The following is a 16,268-nucleotide window of genomic DNA, read 5'->3' as shown; positions in this document are numbered from 1 at the left end:
CGCCCTCCTACGACAACGTCCTGGCGACCACGGACGCCGCTTCCTCGATCAGCTCGTCGTCGCAGTCGGCGTCCTCCGCACCGCGTACCGACATCGATACCGGGTGCGAGCACGGGCGCAGCACGAAGGCCCGGCGCCGCTGGGCAGCGGTACCGGGCCTTCGTGTCCGCTACGGGCGTCGGTCACCGACGTCCGTTACGAGCGCGGTGCTCAGTGGGAGTGGCCGTGGCCGCCGCCGGCCGGCTCCTCGTCTTCCTTCTTCTCGACGACCAGGGTCTCGGTCGTGAGGAGGAGGGAGGCGATGGAGGCGGCGTTCTCCAGGGCGGAGCGGGTGACCTTGACCGGGTCGATGACGCCGGCCTTGACCAGGTCGCCGTACTCGCCGGTGGCGGCGTTGTAGCCGCTGCCCTTCTCGAGCTCGGCGACCTTGGAGACGATGACGTAGCCCTCGAGGCCGGCGTTCTCGGCGATCCAGCGCAGCGGCTCGACGGCGGCGCGGCGGACGACCGCGACACCGGTGGCCTCGTCGCCGGTCTTGCCGAGGTTGCCCTCGAGGACCTTGACGGCGTGGACGAGCGCGGAGCCACCACCGGAGACGATGCCCTCCTCGACCGCGGCGCGGGTCGCGGAGATGGCGTCCTCCAGACGGTGCTTCTTCTCCTTCAGCTCCACCTCGGTGGCGGCGCCGACCTTGATGACGCACACGCCGCCGGCGAGCTTCGCGAGGCGCTCCTGGAGCTTCTCACGGTCCCAGTCGGAGTCCGTGGACTCGATCTCGGCCTTGATCTGGCCGATGCGACCGGTCACGTCCTCCTTCTTGCCGCCGCCGTCGACGAGCGTGGTGTCGTCCTTGGTGACGGTGACGCGGCGGGCGGAGCCCAGCACGTCCAGGCCGACCTGGTCGAGCTTGAGGCCGACCTCCTCGGAGACGACCGTGGCGCCGGTGAGGACGGCCATGTCCTGCAGCATCGCCTTGCGGCGGTCGCCGAAGCCCGGGGCCTTGATCGCGACGGCGTTGAACGTGCCGCGGATCTTGTTGACGACCAGGGTCGACAGGGCCTCGCCCTCGACGTCCTCGGCGATGATCAGCAGCGGCTTGGAGGAGTTGGCCTGGATGACCTTCTCCAGCAGCGGCAGCAGCTCGGCGATGGAGCCGATCTTGCCCTGCGTGATGAGGATGTACGGGTCGTCCAGGACGGCTTCCATGCGCTCCTGGTCCGTCACGAAGTACGGCGACAGGTAGCCCTTGTCGAAGGCCATGCCCTCGGTGAAGTCCAGCTCCAGACCGAAGGTGTTGGACTCCTCGACGGTGATGACACCGTCCTTGCCGACCTTGTCCATCGCCTCGGCGATGAGCTCGCCGACCTGCTGGTCCTGGGCGGACAGCCCGGCGACGGCGGCGATGTCGGCCTTGTCGTCGATCGGGCGGGCCGAGGCCAGGAGGTCCTCGCAGACCGCGGCGACCGCGGCGTCGATGCCCTTCTTCAGGGCGGCCGGGGAGGCGCCGGCGGCGACGTTGCGCAGGCCCTCGCGGACGAGCGCCTGGGCCAGCACGGTCGCGGTGGTCGTACCGTCACCCGCGATGTCGTTGGTCTTGGTCGCCACCTCCTTGACCAGCTGGGCACCGAGGTTCTCGAACGGGTCCTCGACCTCGACCTCGCGGGCGATCGTGACACCGTCGTTGGTGATGGTGGGGGCGCCGAACTTCTTGTCGATGACGACGTTGCGGCCCCTGGGGCCGATCGTCACCTTCACCGTGTCGGCAAGCTTGTTGACGCCGCGCTCAAGGGCGCGACGGGCGTCCTCGTCGAACTTCAGGATCTTCGCCATGGCAGCGGGAGCCCTCTCGGAATTCTGGGGTGAGAAAACACTGCGCCCCGGGCCCCCGGCTCAGTAAGCGTGTCGGGACCAGGGGCGCAGTTCGGAGCAAATCTGCTACGAGGTGACTTACTTCTCGATGATCGCGAGAACGTCGCGAGCCGAGAGGACGAGGTACTCCTCGCCGTTGTACTTCACCTCGGTGCCGCCGTACTTGCTGTAGAGCACGACGTCGCCGACGGTCACGTCGAGTTCGACGCGCTTACCGTCCTCGATGCGGCCCGGACCGGTGGCCAGGACAACGCCCTCCTGGGGCTTCTCCTTGGCCGTGTCCGGAATGACCAGGCCCGAAGCCGTGGTCTGCTCGGCGTCGAGCGGCTGGACCACAATGCGGTCTTCGAGCGGCTTGATGGCAACCTTGGAGCTGGCGGTCGTCACGATCCGACCTCCCCCTTCGGAGATCTCACGGGGTGAACTGTCTGAGGTGGCGACCAGGTGGATCCGTCGTCGCGGGTGCCGGACCTGCCCGTCGCTGTGTTGGCACTCTCCAGTGGGGAGTGCCAGACCCGAGACTATGGCCGCGATTAGCACTCGGTCAAGCGGAGTGCCAATTCACCGCGTGGCGTCGCCAGGATTTCCGGGTACGCAAGTCCGAAAAGTCGGACTGTGTTCGGATGACCGTCCCCCGGGAGCCGCCGTCCCCGGGCCCCCGCTTCGGCCTGAACGGCTTCGCCCTCGCCCGCCCCAGATCTACGGGCAGGGGTACCCCCGGACGGGCCCGTTCACCGGACGTAGTCCTCCAGCCTCCCGACCTTCAACCCTCGCTCCTCCAGCTCGCGCAGCAAGCGCGTAGTCCGTTCCGCAAGGGTCAGCGGCGGGGTCTCGCCCGCGGGGACGGAGATGATGTCGCCGGGGGCCAGGCGGTGGGCGCCGCGGGGGTACGTGAGGGTGCCGTCACCCTCCAGGGTGACCCGCCAGAGCACGACCGCCTTGATGCCGCAGTCGGCGGCGGCCCGGAGGGTCGTGGTGTCGTACGTGCCGTAGGGCGGGCGGAACAGGTGGGGGCGGATACCGAAGCGGGACGTGAGCTTGCGCTGCTGGCCGCAGATCTCGGCGCGCTGGCCGGCATAGGGCAGGCCGCGCAGGGCGGGGTGGTCGAGGGTGTGGTTCTGCAGGCTCGCGCCGACCGAGCGCAGCCGGGCGAAGTGGCCGTAGCCGGGCCCCACCACGCTGTCCGTGAGGAACATGCTGACGGGGAGGCGGCGCCGGCGGACGAGGTCGATGAAGCGGGGGTCGCGTTCGGCGCCGTCGTCGTAGGTCAGGAAGACGACCTTGTCCCGGGTGGGGACGTGGTCGACGACGGGCGGGCGGCCCGGAGCGGGGCGGTTCGGACCGGAGGGGCCGGACGACTGGCCTGCACCGCCCCCAGGACCCTTCCCCACCTCAGCCTCCGTTCCCGCCCCAACCTCCGTCTTCGCCTCCGTCCCCATCCCCGCCTTCGCCCCGGCCCCTTGAACCGTCGGGCCTGTGTCCGGCGGCCCGCCGGACGGGCCGCAGCCCGCCGGCACCGCCGGAAGGATGAGACCCGCCGCCAGGAGAACCGCCGCGGCAGCCCCCCGCCGGGTCACAGGTAGTCCTCCAGGCGCCCCACGGCGTATCCCTCGGCCGTGACCTTGTCCAGGAAGCGGCGGATCATGTCGGGCATGGTGCCCTTCCAGTCGTTGCGGCCCCGGAAGTGGGTGAGGACGATGTCGCCGGGGCGCAACTCCCTGTCCCACTCGCGGTAGTCCCAGCGGTCGACGAAGACCTCCTCGTTCCACAGCAGGGCGTACTCGATGCCGCAGGCCTTCGCCGCGCGCAGGGTGTCCTTGTTGTAGTTGCCGAACGGCGGGCGGAAGAGGACGGGGCGCTCGCCGTACCGTTTCTCGATGACGTCCTGCATGCCGCAGATCTCCCCCTTCTGGCGGGCGTAGGACAGGCCGGGCAGGTACGGGTGGTTCAGGGTGTGGTTGTGCAGGCCGACGCCCCGGTCCTGCATCTTCTCGAAGTAGCCGTAGTCCTCCCTGATGACGTAGTCGCTGAGGAACGCGGTGTACGGGATTTTCAGCTCGCTCATCATGCGCAGGAACGCGGGGTCCTTCTCGGCTCCGTCGTCGATGGTGAGGAAGACGACCTTCTCCTCGGTGGGGACGGTGGTGAAGACCGGGGGGAGGTCCAGTTTCCGGTGGCCGTCGACCTCGAAGCCCTTACGGGTGGTGATCCTGGGTTTCTTCTCCGGGGCGGGCGGGGCGGTCAGGGGCACCCGCTTGAGCCCCCAGCGCTTCGCGACGGCCGTGCGCGCGGCGTGCGCGGCGCGCAGTTCGGTGGCGTAGGGGTCGAGTGCGCGGGTCGGGGGTGCCTGGAGGGGTTGCTGACCGCCCGCGGGCGGGACGGCGGCGGGATCCTTGCCGCAGCCCGCGACGAGAGGGGCGAGGGTCGCGAGAGTGAGTGCGGCGGCACCGGCCCGCATGCCCACCACTGACCGCATTTTATCGTTTTGTCCTACTACTCGCATGGGGCCGGATCATCCCAGTCACCTGCCGCCCACCCGGCCCGACACCGCGGCGGGCGGCACACCGTCCACCGACTGGCCCACAGCGGGCCCGCACCTGACCCACAATGGGCCGGTGAACGACCGCACCCCCCTTTCCGCCCCGCCCCTGGCCCCGCTCCTCACCCCCGAGGGCCGCGCCCTCCTCGACGAGGTGCGCGACACCGACCCGGCCCGGGAACTCGCCGTCGCGACCCGGCTGCGCCGTGAGCATCCGGCGGAGCTCGTGTCCGCGGCGCTCGGCCAGGCCCGGCTGCGGCAGCGGGCGGTGGCGAAGTTCGGGGCCGAGGACGCCGGGCGGATGTTCTTCACGCCGAACGGGGTCGAGCAGTCGACCCGGGCGAGCGTGGCGGCGTACCGGGCGGGGCGGCTGAAGGAGCTGGGGGTGACCTCGGTGGCCGACCTGTGCTGCGGGATCGGCGGGGACGCGATCGCGCTGGCCCGCGCCGGAATCCGGGTGCTCGCGGTGGACCGGGATCCGCTGACCGCGGCGACGGCCCGTGCGAACGCGCAGGCGCTGGGCCTGGCCGCGCTGATCGAGGTACGGGAGGCCGATGTCACGGAGGTGGACGCGGCCGGCTACGACGCCGTCTTCGTCGACCCGGCCCGACGCGGCGGCCGGGGCCGCATCTTCGATCCCGAGGCCTACTCGCCCCCGCTGTCCTGGGCGATCGAGGCGGCCCGCAGGGCGCCCCTCGCCGCCGCCCTGAAGGTCGCGCCGGGCATCCCGCACGAGGCCGTTCCCGGTGACGCGGAGGCCGAGTGGATCTCGGACGGCGGGGACGTGAAGGAGGCGGTGCTGTGGTTCGGGACCGGGCAGGCGACCACCGGGTCGGGCACGGTCCCGGCGATCCGGGCGACGCTGCTCCCCGGGCCCCGCACGCTCCTCTCCCGCGGTCTGCCCGACCCCGCGGTGCGTCCGCCCGGCCGGTACCTGTACGAGCCCGACGGCGCCGTCATCCGCTCGCATCTCGTCGCCGAGGTCGCCGAACAGCTCGACGGCGGGCTCATCGACCCGATGATCGCCTACGTCACCGCCGACGAACACCGCCCGACGCCGTACGCCACCGCCTACGAGATCACCGACCGGCTCCCCTTCAACGTCAAGAAGCTGAAGGCGCTGCTGCGTGAGCGCCGGGTCGGCACCCTGACCGTCAAGAAGCGCGGCTCGGCCGTGGAACCGGAGGAACTCCGCCGCAAGGCCCTCCCCAAACCTCACGGCACCGCGTCCGTCACCGTCTTCCTCACCCGCGTCGCCGACGCTCCGACGATGCTGCTCGGCCATCCGGTGCGGTGAGATCCACGATCCCGGGAACAGGGCGAGGGCTCAGGGCTCAGGGCAGCCCTGATTTCCCGGGCCCCTTCGTCCGACACGTGGCGGGTCACCGCAGCGACGCCCACAGCTCCTCCGCCTCCGGCTGGTCCGCCACCACCCGGTTGGCGTCCCAGGGAGCCGGGAGCACCGGCATCGTGAGGGTGGTGACCGCGGACGAGGACAGGTCCCGCAGGCTCTGGGCGAAGCGGGTCAGCTCGGTCAGCGAGTCCAGGCCGGTGTCGGTCGTGAGGCTGCTGGTGACCGCGTCGGCGACCTCGTACAGCTTCACGGGGTCGGTCAGCAGGCTCTGCTTCCCGGTCCGGTCCAGCAGTGCCTTCACCAGCGTGTGCTGGAGGCCTATGCGGCCGAGGTCACTGCTGTCCCCGATGCCGTACCTGGTGCGGGCCAGCGCGAGGGCCTCGGTGCCGTCCAGGTGGTGGGTGCCCGCTTCGAGGTTCAGCCGGCTCCGGTCGTCGTCGATGTCCTCGTCCGTGGTGACGGTGACACCGCCGAGTGCGTCGACCAGGCGGGCGAAGCCGGTGAAGTCGATCTCGACGTAGTGGTCCATGCGGACGTCCGTGAGCAGCTCGGCCGTCTTCACCGCGCACACCGGCCCGCCCACCTCGTACGCGCTGTTGAACATCGCGCGGGACGCCGGCCGCGTCGACCCGCCGTCCGGCAGCGGGCAGGCCGGGCGGTCGACCAGGGTGTCGCGCGGAATGCTGACCACCGTCGCGGCGGTCCGGCCGGCGTCCAGGTGGACGACCATGGCCGTGTCGGAACGGGCCCCGCCGCTGTCGCCGCCGCCGAGTGCCTGGTTCTCCCCGCCACTGCGCGAGTCCGAGCCCAGCACCAGGATGTTGAGGGACCCCGTCGGCAGGGGTGAGGCCGAGGCCGACGCCGAAGCACCCTGGTCGGAGGTGGTTCCCCTGGCCGGACGGTCGTCGCCCAGGGCGCTGTCGATGTCGACACCCGTGATGTTGTCGCCGAGCTGCCAGTACGCCCAGCCGGCCGCCCCGACGCCCAGCACCAGCGCGCCCGCCAGAGCGAGGCCGGCGAACTTCAGCGCCCGCGCCCGACGGTCCGGCCGCCGCCCCGCCGGCACGTCGATCCGTGCGCCCGGCCGTATGTCAGTCCCTGTGTCCGGCTCTACGTCCGGTCCTGTGTCCGGCCGTATGTCCGCGCCCTCGGACTCGCCCGAGGGCGCGTCGCTGCCGGCCTCCTTGCGCCCTTCAGCACGCCCTTCGCCGTCGCCCTCGTCGCATCCCTCGTCACGGCCCTCATGTCCCCTCACAGACAGGAACGTAAGTCCGAATTACGACAACCAGCGTCCCCCGGACCGCTTTCTCGTGAAATTCTCAGACTTCACAGCCTGGACTCACCCTGAGAACAGCCGAGTTGGCGGCCAGGCCCCGGACACCGCACGAGCAGCACAGGACCAAAACTTTCGAACCCGTCGGTGACTCCCTTCGAGCACCGTCCGGCCGAAGCCCGAAAGACCGAAAACCGTCAGCCTCCGGCCGACGGCGCCCCCGTACTGCTGCGCACCACCAGGCTCGTCGCCAGTTCCACCCGGGTCGCGGCCGCCGCCGCGTCCTCGCCCTTGCCGAGGTCGAGCACCAGTCTGGCCGCCGCCTCCGCCATCTCCGTCAGCGGCTGCCGTACGGTCGTCAGCGGCGGCCCCACCCAGCGGGCCACCGGTAGATCGTCGAACCCGACCACGCTCAGGTCCTCGGGAATCCGCAGGCCCAGCTCACGCGCGGCCTCGTAGAGTCCGAGCGCCTGGAGGTCGTTGCCGGTGAAGACCGCGGTGGGCCGGTCGGGGCGGCGCAGCAGGGCGAGACCCTGGCGGTAACCGGTCTCGTGGTGGAAGTCGCCGGCCATGATCAGCCCGGGATCCACCGGGAGCCCGCCGGTCTCCAGCGCGGCCCGGTAACCGCCGATGCGGGCCCGGCTGCACATCATTTGCGAGGGCCCGCTGATCGCCCCGATCCTGGTGTGCCCCAGCTCGACCAGGTGCCGGGTGGCGGCGAGCCCGCCCTGCCAGTTGGTCGCGCCGATGGAGGGCACGTCGGTACCGGGGTCACCGGCCGGGTCCATCACCACGAACGGGATGGAGCGGCTGGTCAGCAGCGCCCGCCCGGACTCGTCGAGGCCGGACAGGACGAGGATCACCCCGTGCGGGCGGCGGGCGGCGACCTGGTCGGCCCAGGTCCGCCCCGGGGTGAGCCGCCCCGCGCTCTCGGAGAGCACGACGCTCAGTCCCGCGTCCCTCGCCACGTTCTCCACGCCCCGGATGACCTCCATCGCCCAGGCGCTCTCGAGTTCATGGAAGACCAGGTCGATCAGGGGCGAACGGGTGGCCTCGGCCCGCCGGCGCCGGTAGCCGTGGGCGCGCAGTAGTTCCTCGACCCTGCTCCGGGTGGCGGGGGCGACATCGGCACGGCCGTTGAGGACCTTCGAAACAGTCGGCGCCGAGACACCGGCCTCACGGGCGATCTCGGCGAGGGTCGCAGGCCGCGCACTGCGCCCTCGCGTCCGGGTTTCGGCGGGCTGCGAGGAAGTCATGGCCGCGATCGTATCCCTGCGGGCCCCATTGACGAAGTGTTCCTTGCGTCATGGATTCCCGGAACATTCGAAATATAGACCGAAACATTCGTAGCCCCGGCCGGTACACACCGGCCCCAGCCCGGCCGCAGACCCGGCCTCGCCCCGGTCACCGCGTCGAGAACCTTTGCGAGAGGGCCCGCCGTCCACCCGACAGGAGCTTCAGCCTGGGCGCGGCCGTCCAGGTCTTCTTTCCCGGGAGGAGGGCGGCCCGGCGGTGGCGGGAGTGCTGTCGGGCCGCGTCAACCCGTCCGGCCTGCTGCCCGTGAGCGTGCCCCAGGCGCCCGGCGGCCAGCCGTGGACATACCTCCAGCCGCCGCTCGGCCTCGCGGGCGAGGTCAGCAACCTCGACCCGACCCCGCTGTACACCTTCGGCCACGGCCGCTCGTACACGACGTTCGCCTGGGAGGACTTCACGGGCGGCGGCGAACCGGCCGAACTCGCGGCAAACAACGGAACGTACGACGTCTCCTTGACCGTGTACAACACGGGCGACCGCGACGGCGCGGAGGTCGTCCAGCTCTACCTGCACGACCCGGTGGCCTCGGTGACCCGCCCCGGCGTCCGTCTGATCGGCTACCGGCGCGTGGAACTGGCCCCGGGCACGGCGGCCCGGGTGACCTTCCGCTTCCACCCGGACCTCTCGGCGTTCACCGACCGCTCGGCCCGGCGGGTGGTCGAACCCGGCGCCCTGGAACTGCGGTTGGCGGCCTCCAGCGCGGGCATCCGCCACACGGCCCGCCTCCCCCTCACCGGCCCCCTCCGCGGACTCGGCCCCGACCGAAGGCTGGTGTGCGGGACGGAGGTGTCGGACGAAGCATGACGGGCGGGGCGTGACGGGCAGGGCGTGACCGAGCAGCGCATGACGGGCAGCGCATGACGGGCAGGGGCAAGGGTGGCGGGCAGGAGGGCAAGGGGGGCGGGGGACCGTCAGCCCGCCGCCACCGACTCGAACCGCCACCGGTGCGCCGCTCGCGTGACCAAGTCCGTCCCCGGTTCGGGGAGTTCGGGCAGGTCGGCATCGTACGGGGCGTCCCACCAGGTGATGACGAGGACCCGGTCCTGCGGGGCGCGGAAGGTCTCCCGGCGCAAGAGGGCGGGATCGGCGGGCAGTTCCCGCACCTGCTCCTCGGCCCAGGTCAGCAGCTCCTCGCCCCGGCCGGGCACGGCCCGCGCCTCCCACATCAGCGCGACGGTCACGAGTACAGGTTCTCCTTGCTGACCTCGTGCACGTGATCGTGACCGTGTGCGCCGGAGTGCGCGTGGGCCTCGCCCGGTACGTGCGGTTCCGTCACCGGGAGGGACGAGTCCGCGGACAGGTCCCAGTCGGAAGCCGCCCGGTTGCGGGCGACCATCTCCGCGCCCAGGGCGGCCACCATCGCGCCGTTGTCCGTGCACAGCCCCGGACGCGGCACCCGCAGCCGGATGCCCGCCGCCTCGCAGCGCTCCTGGGCCAGTGCCCGCAGCCGCGTGTTGGCGGCCACTCCGCCGCCGATCATCAGATGGTCGACGCCTTCGTCCTTGCAGGCACGTACGGCCTTGCGGGTGAGCACGTCCACGACCGCCTCCTGGAAGGAGGCCGACACATCACGCACCGGGACCTCCTCCCCCGCCGCCCGCCTGGCCTCGATCCAGCGGGCCACAGCCGTCTTCAGACCGGAGAAGGAGAAGTCGTACGCCGGGTCGCGCGGCCCGGTCAGCCCGCGCGGGAACGCGATCGCGGACGGGTCGCCCTCGCGCGCGTACCGGTCGATGACCGGACCGCCGGGGAAGCCGAGGTTCAGCACGCGCGCGATCTTGTCGAAGGCCTCGCCGGCCGCGTCGTCGATGGTGGCGCCCATCGGACGGACGTCGGAGGTGATGTCCGAGGAGAGCAGCAGCGAGGAGTGGCCGCCGGAGACCAGCAGCGCCATCGTCGGCTCGGGGAGCGGCCCGTGCTCCAGCTGGTCGACGCAGATGTGCGAGGCGAGGTGGTTGACGCCGTACAGGGGCTTGCCGAGGGCGTAGGCGTACGCCTTCGCCGCCGAGACGCCGACCAGCAGCGCGCCGGCGAGACCCGGGCCGGCGGTGACGGCGATGCCGTCCAGGTCCCGGCCGCTCACCCCCGCCTCCTTCAACGCGCGCTCGATGGTGGGGACCATCGCCTCCAGGTGGGCGCGCGAGGCGACCTCGGGGACGACACCGCCGAAGCGGGCGTGCTCGTCGACGCTGGAGGCGACGGCGTCCGCCAGCAGGGTGGTGCCCCGGACGACGCCGACACCGGTCTCGTCGCAGGAGGTCTCGATCCCCAGTACCAGGGGTTCGTCAGCCATGGGTCTCGGTTCCTTCTGCGGCGTTCACCGGGTTCGCGGGGTCCCCGGGGTTCGCCGGGTCGACGGTGGTGGACGGGTCGGTCAGTCGCATCACCAGGGCGTCCACGCTCCCCGGCTGGTAGTAGCCCTTCCTGACCCCGATGATCTCGAAGCCGAAGCGCTCGTACAGCTTCTGGGCCCGGGTGTTGTCGATCCGGCACTCCAGCAGCACCTCGGCGCACTCGAACGCGGTCGCCGCCCGCAGCAGCTCCGTCAGCAGCCGCGAGCCGAGGCCGGTGCCCCAGTGGTCCCGGCTGACGGCGATCGTCTGGACGTCGGCCACCCCGGTCGGCGCGCCCGTGCCCTCGTCGCCGTCGGCCGCCGCACCGGCGGAGGTGAGGCCCGCGTATCCGACGAGACTGCCGTCCTCCTCGGCGACCACGTAACGGCGGGTCGCCGCGGGGCCGCGCGCATGGGCGAGCTCGGACCAGAACATCCCTCGTGACCAGGCGTCCTCGGGGAACAGCTCGCGCTCCAGCCGGAACACGCGCTCGATGTCCCACCAGCGCATCTCGCGCAGCGCGACCCTCTCGGGCCCTGTCACTTGTGTCACTTGGGGGTGACCACCTTGTAGTTCTTGGGGACCTGGGCATCGGGGCGGCGCAGGTACAGCGGCCGGGGCGCGGGCAGTTCCACGCCGGCCGCCAGCCGCTCGGCGGCCAGCCGGGCAAGGGCGGCGGCACTCACGTACTCGGGCTCGTGCGCCTTGGGGAAGGTGTCGGGGTACAGCAGCGCGCCGGCACCGACCGCGGGCAGGCCCGCGACCAGACCGGCGATGTCGGCGGGCCGGTCGACGGCGGGGTCGGTGAGGCGGGTGCGGGAGTCGGCGTACCGCGCCCAGTAGACCTCCTTGCGGCGGGCGTCGGTCGCCACGACGAAGGGGCCCTCCAGGTCGGCGGCGTACGCGAGGCCGTCCAGCGTGCACACACCGTGCACGGGGACATCGAGCGCGAGCCCGAAGGTGTCCGCGGTCATCAGGCCGACCCTCAGCCCGGTGTACGGTCCGGGGCCGATGCCGACGACGACCCCGGTGAGAGCGCCCACTTTCAGGCCGGCCTCGGCGAGCACCCGGTCGATCGCCGGGAGCAGCAGTTCGCCGTGGCGGCGGGCGTCCACCTGGCTCGACGAGGCGATGACGTCGGCGCCGTCGTGCAGCGCGACGGTGACGGCGGGGGTGGCGGTATCCAGAGCGAGCAGGAGCACACAAACAGCCTACGGCTCTCCGCACCCCGTGTCGGACGGCCCGGTCCGACGGCCACGTACTGCTACCGTCGCATCGGCGTATGCATAATCCGGGTGATTCCGGGTGATCCCGGAGGATCGCCACCGGAGCGGTGGCGCCGGCGGGGACGACGCGGGAGCCGGGTGCGACGGACCACGGAACACGGCGGACCAGGGCGGACCAGGGCGGACCAGGGCGGACCGGGGCGGGACAGAGGTGGTGACGGCGGTGGCAGGCAACAGTTCAGCGATCGTGGCAGGGCTGACCGCGGCGGCCCTCCTGGCGGTCGGCGTCCTCGGCTACCAGGCGTCGGCGAACGCACGGGTCGCTCCGCACGCCGCACGCACGGACACCGCACGGGCCGCCCTGCAGGCGGACCGGGGCAAGGACTCCCCCACCGCCCCGCCCAAGGGCTCCGGCCAGGGCCTCCGGATCGTCTACGCCCTGAGCGCCGACCTGGTGTGGCTGGTCGAGAACGACGGCGAGGTCCGCCGCACCTTCGTGGTCAGCCCCAGCACGGTGGACCCGGAGCCGGGCACCTACCGGGTCACCTCCCGCTCGAAGACCGCCACGGGATCGGACGGCATCCCCATCGAGCACGTCGTCCGCTTCGCGAGCAACGACGGCACGGCGATCGGCTTCAGCGCGGCGATCGACGGATCGGCCCCGGAACTGGACCCGAAGGTCCCCACCGGCGGTATCCGCGAAACCCGTGCGGACGGCGAGGCGATGTGGAAGTTCGCCACCATCGGCCGCAAGGTCGTCGTCGTACGGTAGCCGCGCCCGCGCCCACAGACGTACGACGTACGACCACGGCGGCGGGGCTGGATCAGGCGGCCTCGCGGTGGCCGTTCCCCGGCTCAGCGCGGCGGGGCTGCTGCTGCGGCTCGGGAGCGCGGGGCGGGGTGGAGATCGCAGCGGCGGCCACGCCGGCCGCCAGCAGGTCGCGCATCGACACCCCGGCGAATGACTGCGGCCGCACCTCGGTCCGGCGAGAGCTCTCGGTGGCCGGCATGGACGCCTCCTGGGGTCGGGGGCGGAGATAGTTAGGCGTACCTAACTACGAGCTGGATACCATGTGACCACGCCCGGGACACCAAATGCAAGATTTTACCGACACCTTGTCGGAACGCAGGGAGGACGGACCCCACAGCCACAGTGCGCCGCCCCGCCCGGGCCGACCGGTGGTGCGCTCAGGCCGACAGTGCGCTCAGGTCCGTGCCCGTCCAGCGGTCGCCCAGGCCGGTCAGCGTCACGTGCCGGACCTCGTCCGTGGTGTCGCCGACCGCGCGGTGGATGACGATCCGGAGCCGGTCGTCGGTCAGCCCCTCGATCCTGCCCTCGCCCCACTCCACGACGATCACCGACTCGGGCAGCGAGACGTCGAGATCCAGGTCCTCCATCTCGTCCAGTCCGCCCGACAGCCGGTACGCGTCGACGTGGACCAGCGGCGGCCCGTCCCCCAGGGACGGGTGCACGCGGGCGATCACGAAGGTCGGGGAGGTGACGGCGCCCCGCACTCCGAGCCCCTCGCCGAGCCCGCGGGTCAGCGTGGTCTTGCCCGCCCCCAGCTCGCCGGTGAGCATCACGAGGTCGCCGGCGCGCAGCAGCTTGGCGAGGGCACGGCCCAGGTCCCGCATCCGGTCGGGGGAACCGACGACCAGCCGGACGGACGGAGGGGACGCTGCGACTTCTTCCATCATCACTCACTCGCAGTAGTACACGGGCCACACCCCGCAAGGGGCCGGTTCGGGCTGGACCACCGCCGGAAAGGGCCGGCAGCCGCCTCCGTCAGGAGGAGGCGGGGTCACAGCCACCCACGGTAGTCGTGGCGGGCACCGTCCCGGTACGGGCGAGCAGATCGGCGAGACGGTCGGTGACCACTTCCGGATGCTCCAGGATGACCAGGTGCCCGGCGTCCGGTACCAGCACCAGTTCGGCGTCCGACAGCAGCCCGGCGATGGCCTCGCTGTGCTCGCTGGGCGTGATCAGGTCCTTCACCCCGGCCAGCACGAGCACCGGGAGACCGGCGAAGTGGGCGAGGGCCTCGGTCTTGTCGTGCTCGCTGAAGGCCGGGTAGTACTCGGCGACGACGTCGATCGGGGTGGACTCGATCATCCGCTCGGCGAACCGGGCGACGGCCGGGTCGACGTCCCGGGCCGCGAACGAGTACCGCTTGATGATCCCGGCGAACAGGTCCGCGGTGGCCTGGCGTCCCCTCTCCACCAGCTCGGCCCGCTGCCCCAGCACCTTCAGCACCCCCGGAAGCACCCGCCGCACCGCGTTGACCCCGGCCACGGGCAGACCGAAATTGACCTCGCCCAGCCGTCCCGGCGACGTGCCGACGAGGGCGACACCGACGACCCGCTCACGGATCAGCTCGGGGTACCGGTCGGCGAGGGCCATCACCGTCATCCCGCCCATGGAGTGCCCGACCAGCACGATCGGCCCCTCGGGTGCGGCGGCGTCGATGACGGCCCTGAGATCCTGCCCCAGCTGGTCGATGGTGACCGGCTCGCCCCGCTCGACCTGGGCCGCGCCCCGCCCGGAACGGCCGTGACTGCGCTGGTCCCAGTACACGGCCCGTACGACGCCCCTGAGCGCGGCCCGCTGGAAGTGCCAGGAGTCCTGGCTGAGGCAGTAACCGTGGCTGAAGACGACGGTGACGGGTGCGGGCGACCTGCGGCCGAACAGCCGGCGGCGGCGCGCGGGAGTGGCGTCCGGGTCGGGGTCGGGGTCGTCGATCTCGTAGTACAGCTCGGTGCCGTCCTCCGCGTACGCCTTGCCGGGGGTGCCGCGCAGCGAGCCGTACGGCCCGGTGGAGTCGAGGGCGAGCCGGGCCTTCTTGCGCATGCCCCGGCCGACGGTCATCCGTTCTATGGCGACCCCGGCGGCGGCGCCCGTGGCGAGCACGCCTATCGCGACGCCGGCGATCCCGGTCGCCCGGCGCCAGCCGTTGGACGCTTCGGCGACGGAGGCGGCAACCGTCGTGACGGCGGTGCCGACGGCCTCCGCGCTGCTCTCGCTCACGTACTGGCTCCTCTGTCGTTCCTCATGCGTGTGCGGTCGGACGAGCGTACGGATGTACGGGCGTTCCGGCGTACGGGCGTTCCGGCGTACTGCTTCGTCACGCCGTCACGCCGTCACGTCACCCCGCTGTCATGCCGTCACGTCGTCACGTCGTCACGTCGTTCACATGGACGCGCGGGACGCGGGTTCCGATGCGGGTGACGATCTCGTACCCGATGGTGCCCGCGGCCTGCGCCCAGTCCTCGACGGTGGGCTCGCCGCGGTCGCCGGGGCCGAAGAGCACCACCTCGGTGCCCGGCGGGGGCTCGTCCCCGCCGAGGTCGACGACGAACTGGTCCATCGCGATCCGCCCCGCGACCGTACGCAACTTGCCCTCGACCAGCACCGGGCCGGTGGAGGAGGCGTGCCGCGGGATGCCGTCCGCGTAGCCGAGCGGGACCAGGCCGAGGGTGGTGGCGCCCGGGGTGACGTAGTGGTGGCCGTACGAGACGCCGTGCCCGCCCGGGACGTGCTTCACCAGGGCGAGGGAGGCGGTCAGGGTCATCACCTGGCGCAGCCCGAAGTCGGCGGGGGTACCGATCTCGGGGCTGGGCGAGACTCCGTACGTCGCGACGCCGGCCCGGACGAGGTCGAAGTGGCTGTCGGGGAGGGTGAGGATGGCCGGCGAGTTGGCGATGTGCCGGACCTCGGGGTCCACACCCTGCTGCTCGGCGTACGCCACCATTTCCCGGAAGCGGGTGAGCTGGGCCTCGATGGAGGGGTGTCCCGGCTCGTCGGCGCAGGCGAGGTGCGACCACAGGCCGACGACGCGCAGCAGCCCGTCGGCCTCGGCGGCGCGTGCCGCGGCGACCAGCCCGGTCCAGTCCGCGGGCACGCAGCCGCCCCGGCCGAGACCGGTGTCGGCCTTGAGGTGCACGCGCGCGGGCCGCCCGGCGGCACGCGCGGCCGCGGTGACCTCCTCCAGCGCCCACATGCCGCTGACACCGACGTCGAGGTCGGCCTCGATCGCCTCCCGCCACGGCCCGCCGGGCGTCCACAGCCAGCACATGACGCGCACGTCGGAGGGGATCCCGGCGCCGGGCGCGCGCAGCGCCAGCGCCTCCTGCGGGGTGGCCGTACCGAGCCAGGACGCCCCGGCCTCGACGGCCGCCCGCGCGCAGGCGAGGGCGCCGTGCCCGTAGGCGTCCGCCTTGACCACGGCCATGAGAGCGGCGCCGGACGCGTGGGCGCGCAGGCTTCGCACGTTGGCGCGCAGCGCGCCCAGGTCGATCTCGGCGCGGGCCCGGGGGGTCGCCTTGCGCACAGCATCGTTCTCGTTCATCGCACCCCAGTCTC

16 protein-coding genes and 1 pseudogene are annotated in these 16,268 nt (G+C 72.2%); 3 read left to right on the top strand and 14 right to left on the bottom strand.

Annotated elements, in window-relative coordinates:
* Window positions 1–210: 210 nt before the first annotated feature.
* The 4 genes from groL to ACFYQA_RS01150 all read right to left on the bottom strand — a co-directional run bounded on the left by groL (window position 211) and on the right by ACFYQA_RS01150 (window position 4,327).
* Entirely contained in the window at window positions 211–1,830 is a 1,620-nt protein-coding gene (groL, locus tag ACFYQA_RS01165; protein ID WP_386398154.1) for a chaperonin GroEL, read from the bottom strand.
* A gap of 117 nt (window positions 1,831–1,947) precedes the next feature.
* Window positions 1,948–2,256: a co-chaperone GroES gene (gene groES, locus ACFYQA_RS01160; protein WP_055609712.1), complete on the bottom strand. Its 309-nt coding sequence runs from the start codon at window positions 2,254–2,256 to the stop codon at window positions 1,948–1,950.
* Between the two features lie 344 nt (window positions 2,257–2,600).
* A complete protein-coding gene (locus ACFYQA_RS01155) occupies window positions 2,601–3,308 on the bottom strand; it encodes a polysaccharide deacetylase family protein (RefSeq protein WP_388909767.1) in 708 nt (235 codons plus the stop codon).
* A gap of 134 nt (window positions 3,309–3,442) precedes the next feature.
* Window positions 3,443–4,327 carry a polysaccharide deacetylase family protein gene (locus tag ACFYQA_RS01150; protein ID WP_388910281.1) on the bottom strand — a complete coding sequence of 295 codons (885 nt, stop codon included), beginning with the start codon at window positions 4,325–4,327 and terminating at the stop codon, window positions 3,443–3,445.
* Between the two features lie 157 nt (window positions 4,328–4,484).
* On the opposite strand from ACFYQA_RS01150, the gene ACFYQA_RS01145 reads away from it, so the two are divergent.
* Window positions 4,485–5,705: a methyltransferase domain-containing protein gene (locus ACFYQA_RS01145; RefSeq protein WP_388909764.1), complete on the top strand. Its 1,221-nt coding sequence runs from the start codon at window positions 4,485–4,487 to the stop codon at window positions 5,703–5,705.
* An 85-nt stretch (window positions 5,706–5,790) separates the two neighbouring features.
* Here the strand turns inward: ACFYQA_RS01145 and ACFYQA_RS01140 are convergent, their stop codons facing one another.
* On the bottom strand, window positions 5,791–6,834 hold the full coding sequence (locus ACFYQA_RS01140) for an LCP family protein (RefSeq protein WP_388910278.1): 1,044 nt from the start codon (window positions 6,832–6,834) through the stop codon (window positions 5,791–5,793).
* A 398-nt stretch (window positions 6,835–7,232) separates the two neighbouring features.
* Entirely contained in the window at window positions 7,233–8,291 is a 1,059-nt protein-coding gene (locus tag ACFYQA_RS01135) for a LacI family DNA-binding transcriptional regulator (RefSeq protein WP_388909761.1), read from the bottom strand.
* Window positions 8,292–8,497: 206 nt separating this feature from the next.
* Between ACFYQA_RS01135 and ACFYQA_RS01130 the strand changes: the two are divergent.
* Window positions 8,498–9,153: pseudogene (locus ACFYQA_RS01130) on the top strand (fibronectin type III-like domain-contianing protein); the annotation flags it as partial.
* Window positions 9,154–9,260: 107 nt separating this feature from the next.
* On the opposite strand, the gene ACFYQA_RS01125 reads toward ACFYQA_RS01130, so the two are convergent.
* Genes ACFYQA_RS01125 through tsaB form a run of 4 tightly spaced genes read right to left on the bottom strand, consistent with a single transcriptional unit; the run spans window position 9,261 to window position 11,884 of the window.
* On the bottom strand, window positions 9,261–9,530 hold the full coding sequence (locus ACFYQA_RS01125) for a hypothetical protein (RefSeq protein WP_388909758.1): 270 nt from the start codon (window positions 9,528–9,530) through the stop codon (window positions 9,261–9,263).
* A complete protein-coding gene (gene tsaD, locus ACFYQA_RS01120) occupies window positions 9,527–10,642 on the bottom strand; it encodes a tRNA (adenosine(37)-N6)-threonylcarbamoyltransferase complex transferase subunit TsaD (protein ID WP_388909755.1) in 1,116 nt (371 codons plus the stop codon). Before tsaD ends, ACFYQA_RS01125 begins: the two co-directional genes overlap by 4 nt.
* Window positions 10,635–11,225: a ribosomal protein S18-alanine N-acetyltransferase gene (gene rimI, locus ACFYQA_RS01115; protein ID WP_388910275.1), complete on the bottom strand. Its 591-nt coding sequence runs from the start codon at window positions 11,223–11,225 to the stop codon at window positions 10,635–10,637. The genes tsaD and rimI overlap by 8 nt, the downstream gene beginning before the upstream one ends.
* 5 nt (window positions 11,226–11,230) lie before the next feature.
* Window positions 11,231–11,884 (bottom strand): tRNA (adenosine(37)-N6)-threonylcarbamoyltransferase complex dimerization subunit type 1 TsaB, encoded by a 654-nt coding sequence (tsaB, locus tag ACFYQA_RS01110; RefSeq protein WP_388909752.1) that lies wholly within the window; start codon window positions 11,882–11,884, stop codon window positions 11,231–11,233.
* 247 nt (window positions 11,885–12,131) lie between these two features.
* On the opposite strand from tsaB, the gene ACFYQA_RS01105 reads away from it, so the two are divergent.
* Entirely contained in the window at window positions 12,132–12,680 is a 549-nt protein-coding gene (locus ACFYQA_RS01105) for a hypothetical protein (protein ID WP_388909749.1), read from the top strand.
* A gap of 52 nt (window positions 12,681–12,732) precedes the next feature.
* On the opposite strand, the gene ACFYQA_RS01100 is transcribed toward ACFYQA_RS01105, so the two are convergent.
* From ACFYQA_RS01100 to alr, 4 genes are all read right to left on the bottom strand, one after another.
* A complete protein-coding gene (locus tag ACFYQA_RS01100) occupies window positions 12,733–12,918 on the bottom strand; it encodes a hypothetical protein (protein ID WP_388909746.1) in 186 nt (61 codons plus the stop codon).
* Between the two features lie 178 nt (window positions 12,919–13,096).
* Window positions 13,097–13,603: a tRNA (adenosine(37)-N6)-threonylcarbamoyltransferase complex ATPase subunit type 1 TsaE gene (gene tsaE, locus ACFYQA_RS01095; protein ID WP_388909743.1), complete on the bottom strand. Its 507-nt coding sequence runs from the start codon at window positions 13,601–13,603 to the stop codon at window positions 13,097–13,099.
* A gap of 91 nt (window positions 13,604–13,694) precedes the next feature.
* Window positions 13,695–14,933 (bottom strand): alpha/beta fold hydrolase, encoded by a 1,239-nt coding sequence (locus ACFYQA_RS01090; protein ID WP_388909740.1) that lies wholly within the window; start codon window positions 14,931–14,933, stop codon window positions 13,695–13,697.
* A 145-nt stretch (window positions 14,934–15,078) separates the two neighbouring features.
* Window positions 15,079–16,254 carry an alanine racemase gene (alr, locus tag ACFYQA_RS01085; protein WP_388909737.1) on the bottom strand — a complete coding sequence of 392 codons (1,176 nt, stop codon included), beginning with the start codon at window positions 16,252–16,254 and terminating at the stop codon, window positions 15,079–15,081.
* Window positions 16,255–16,268: the final 14 nt, after the last annotated feature.

It is taken from the genome of Streptomyces sp. NPDC005774 (assembly GCF_042871645.1).
GTDB lineage: Bacteria > Actinomycetota > Actinomycetes > Streptomycetales > Streptomycetaceae > Streptomyces > Streptomyces pratens.
This window is presented reverse-complemented; position numbering and strand designations above follow the sequence as displayed.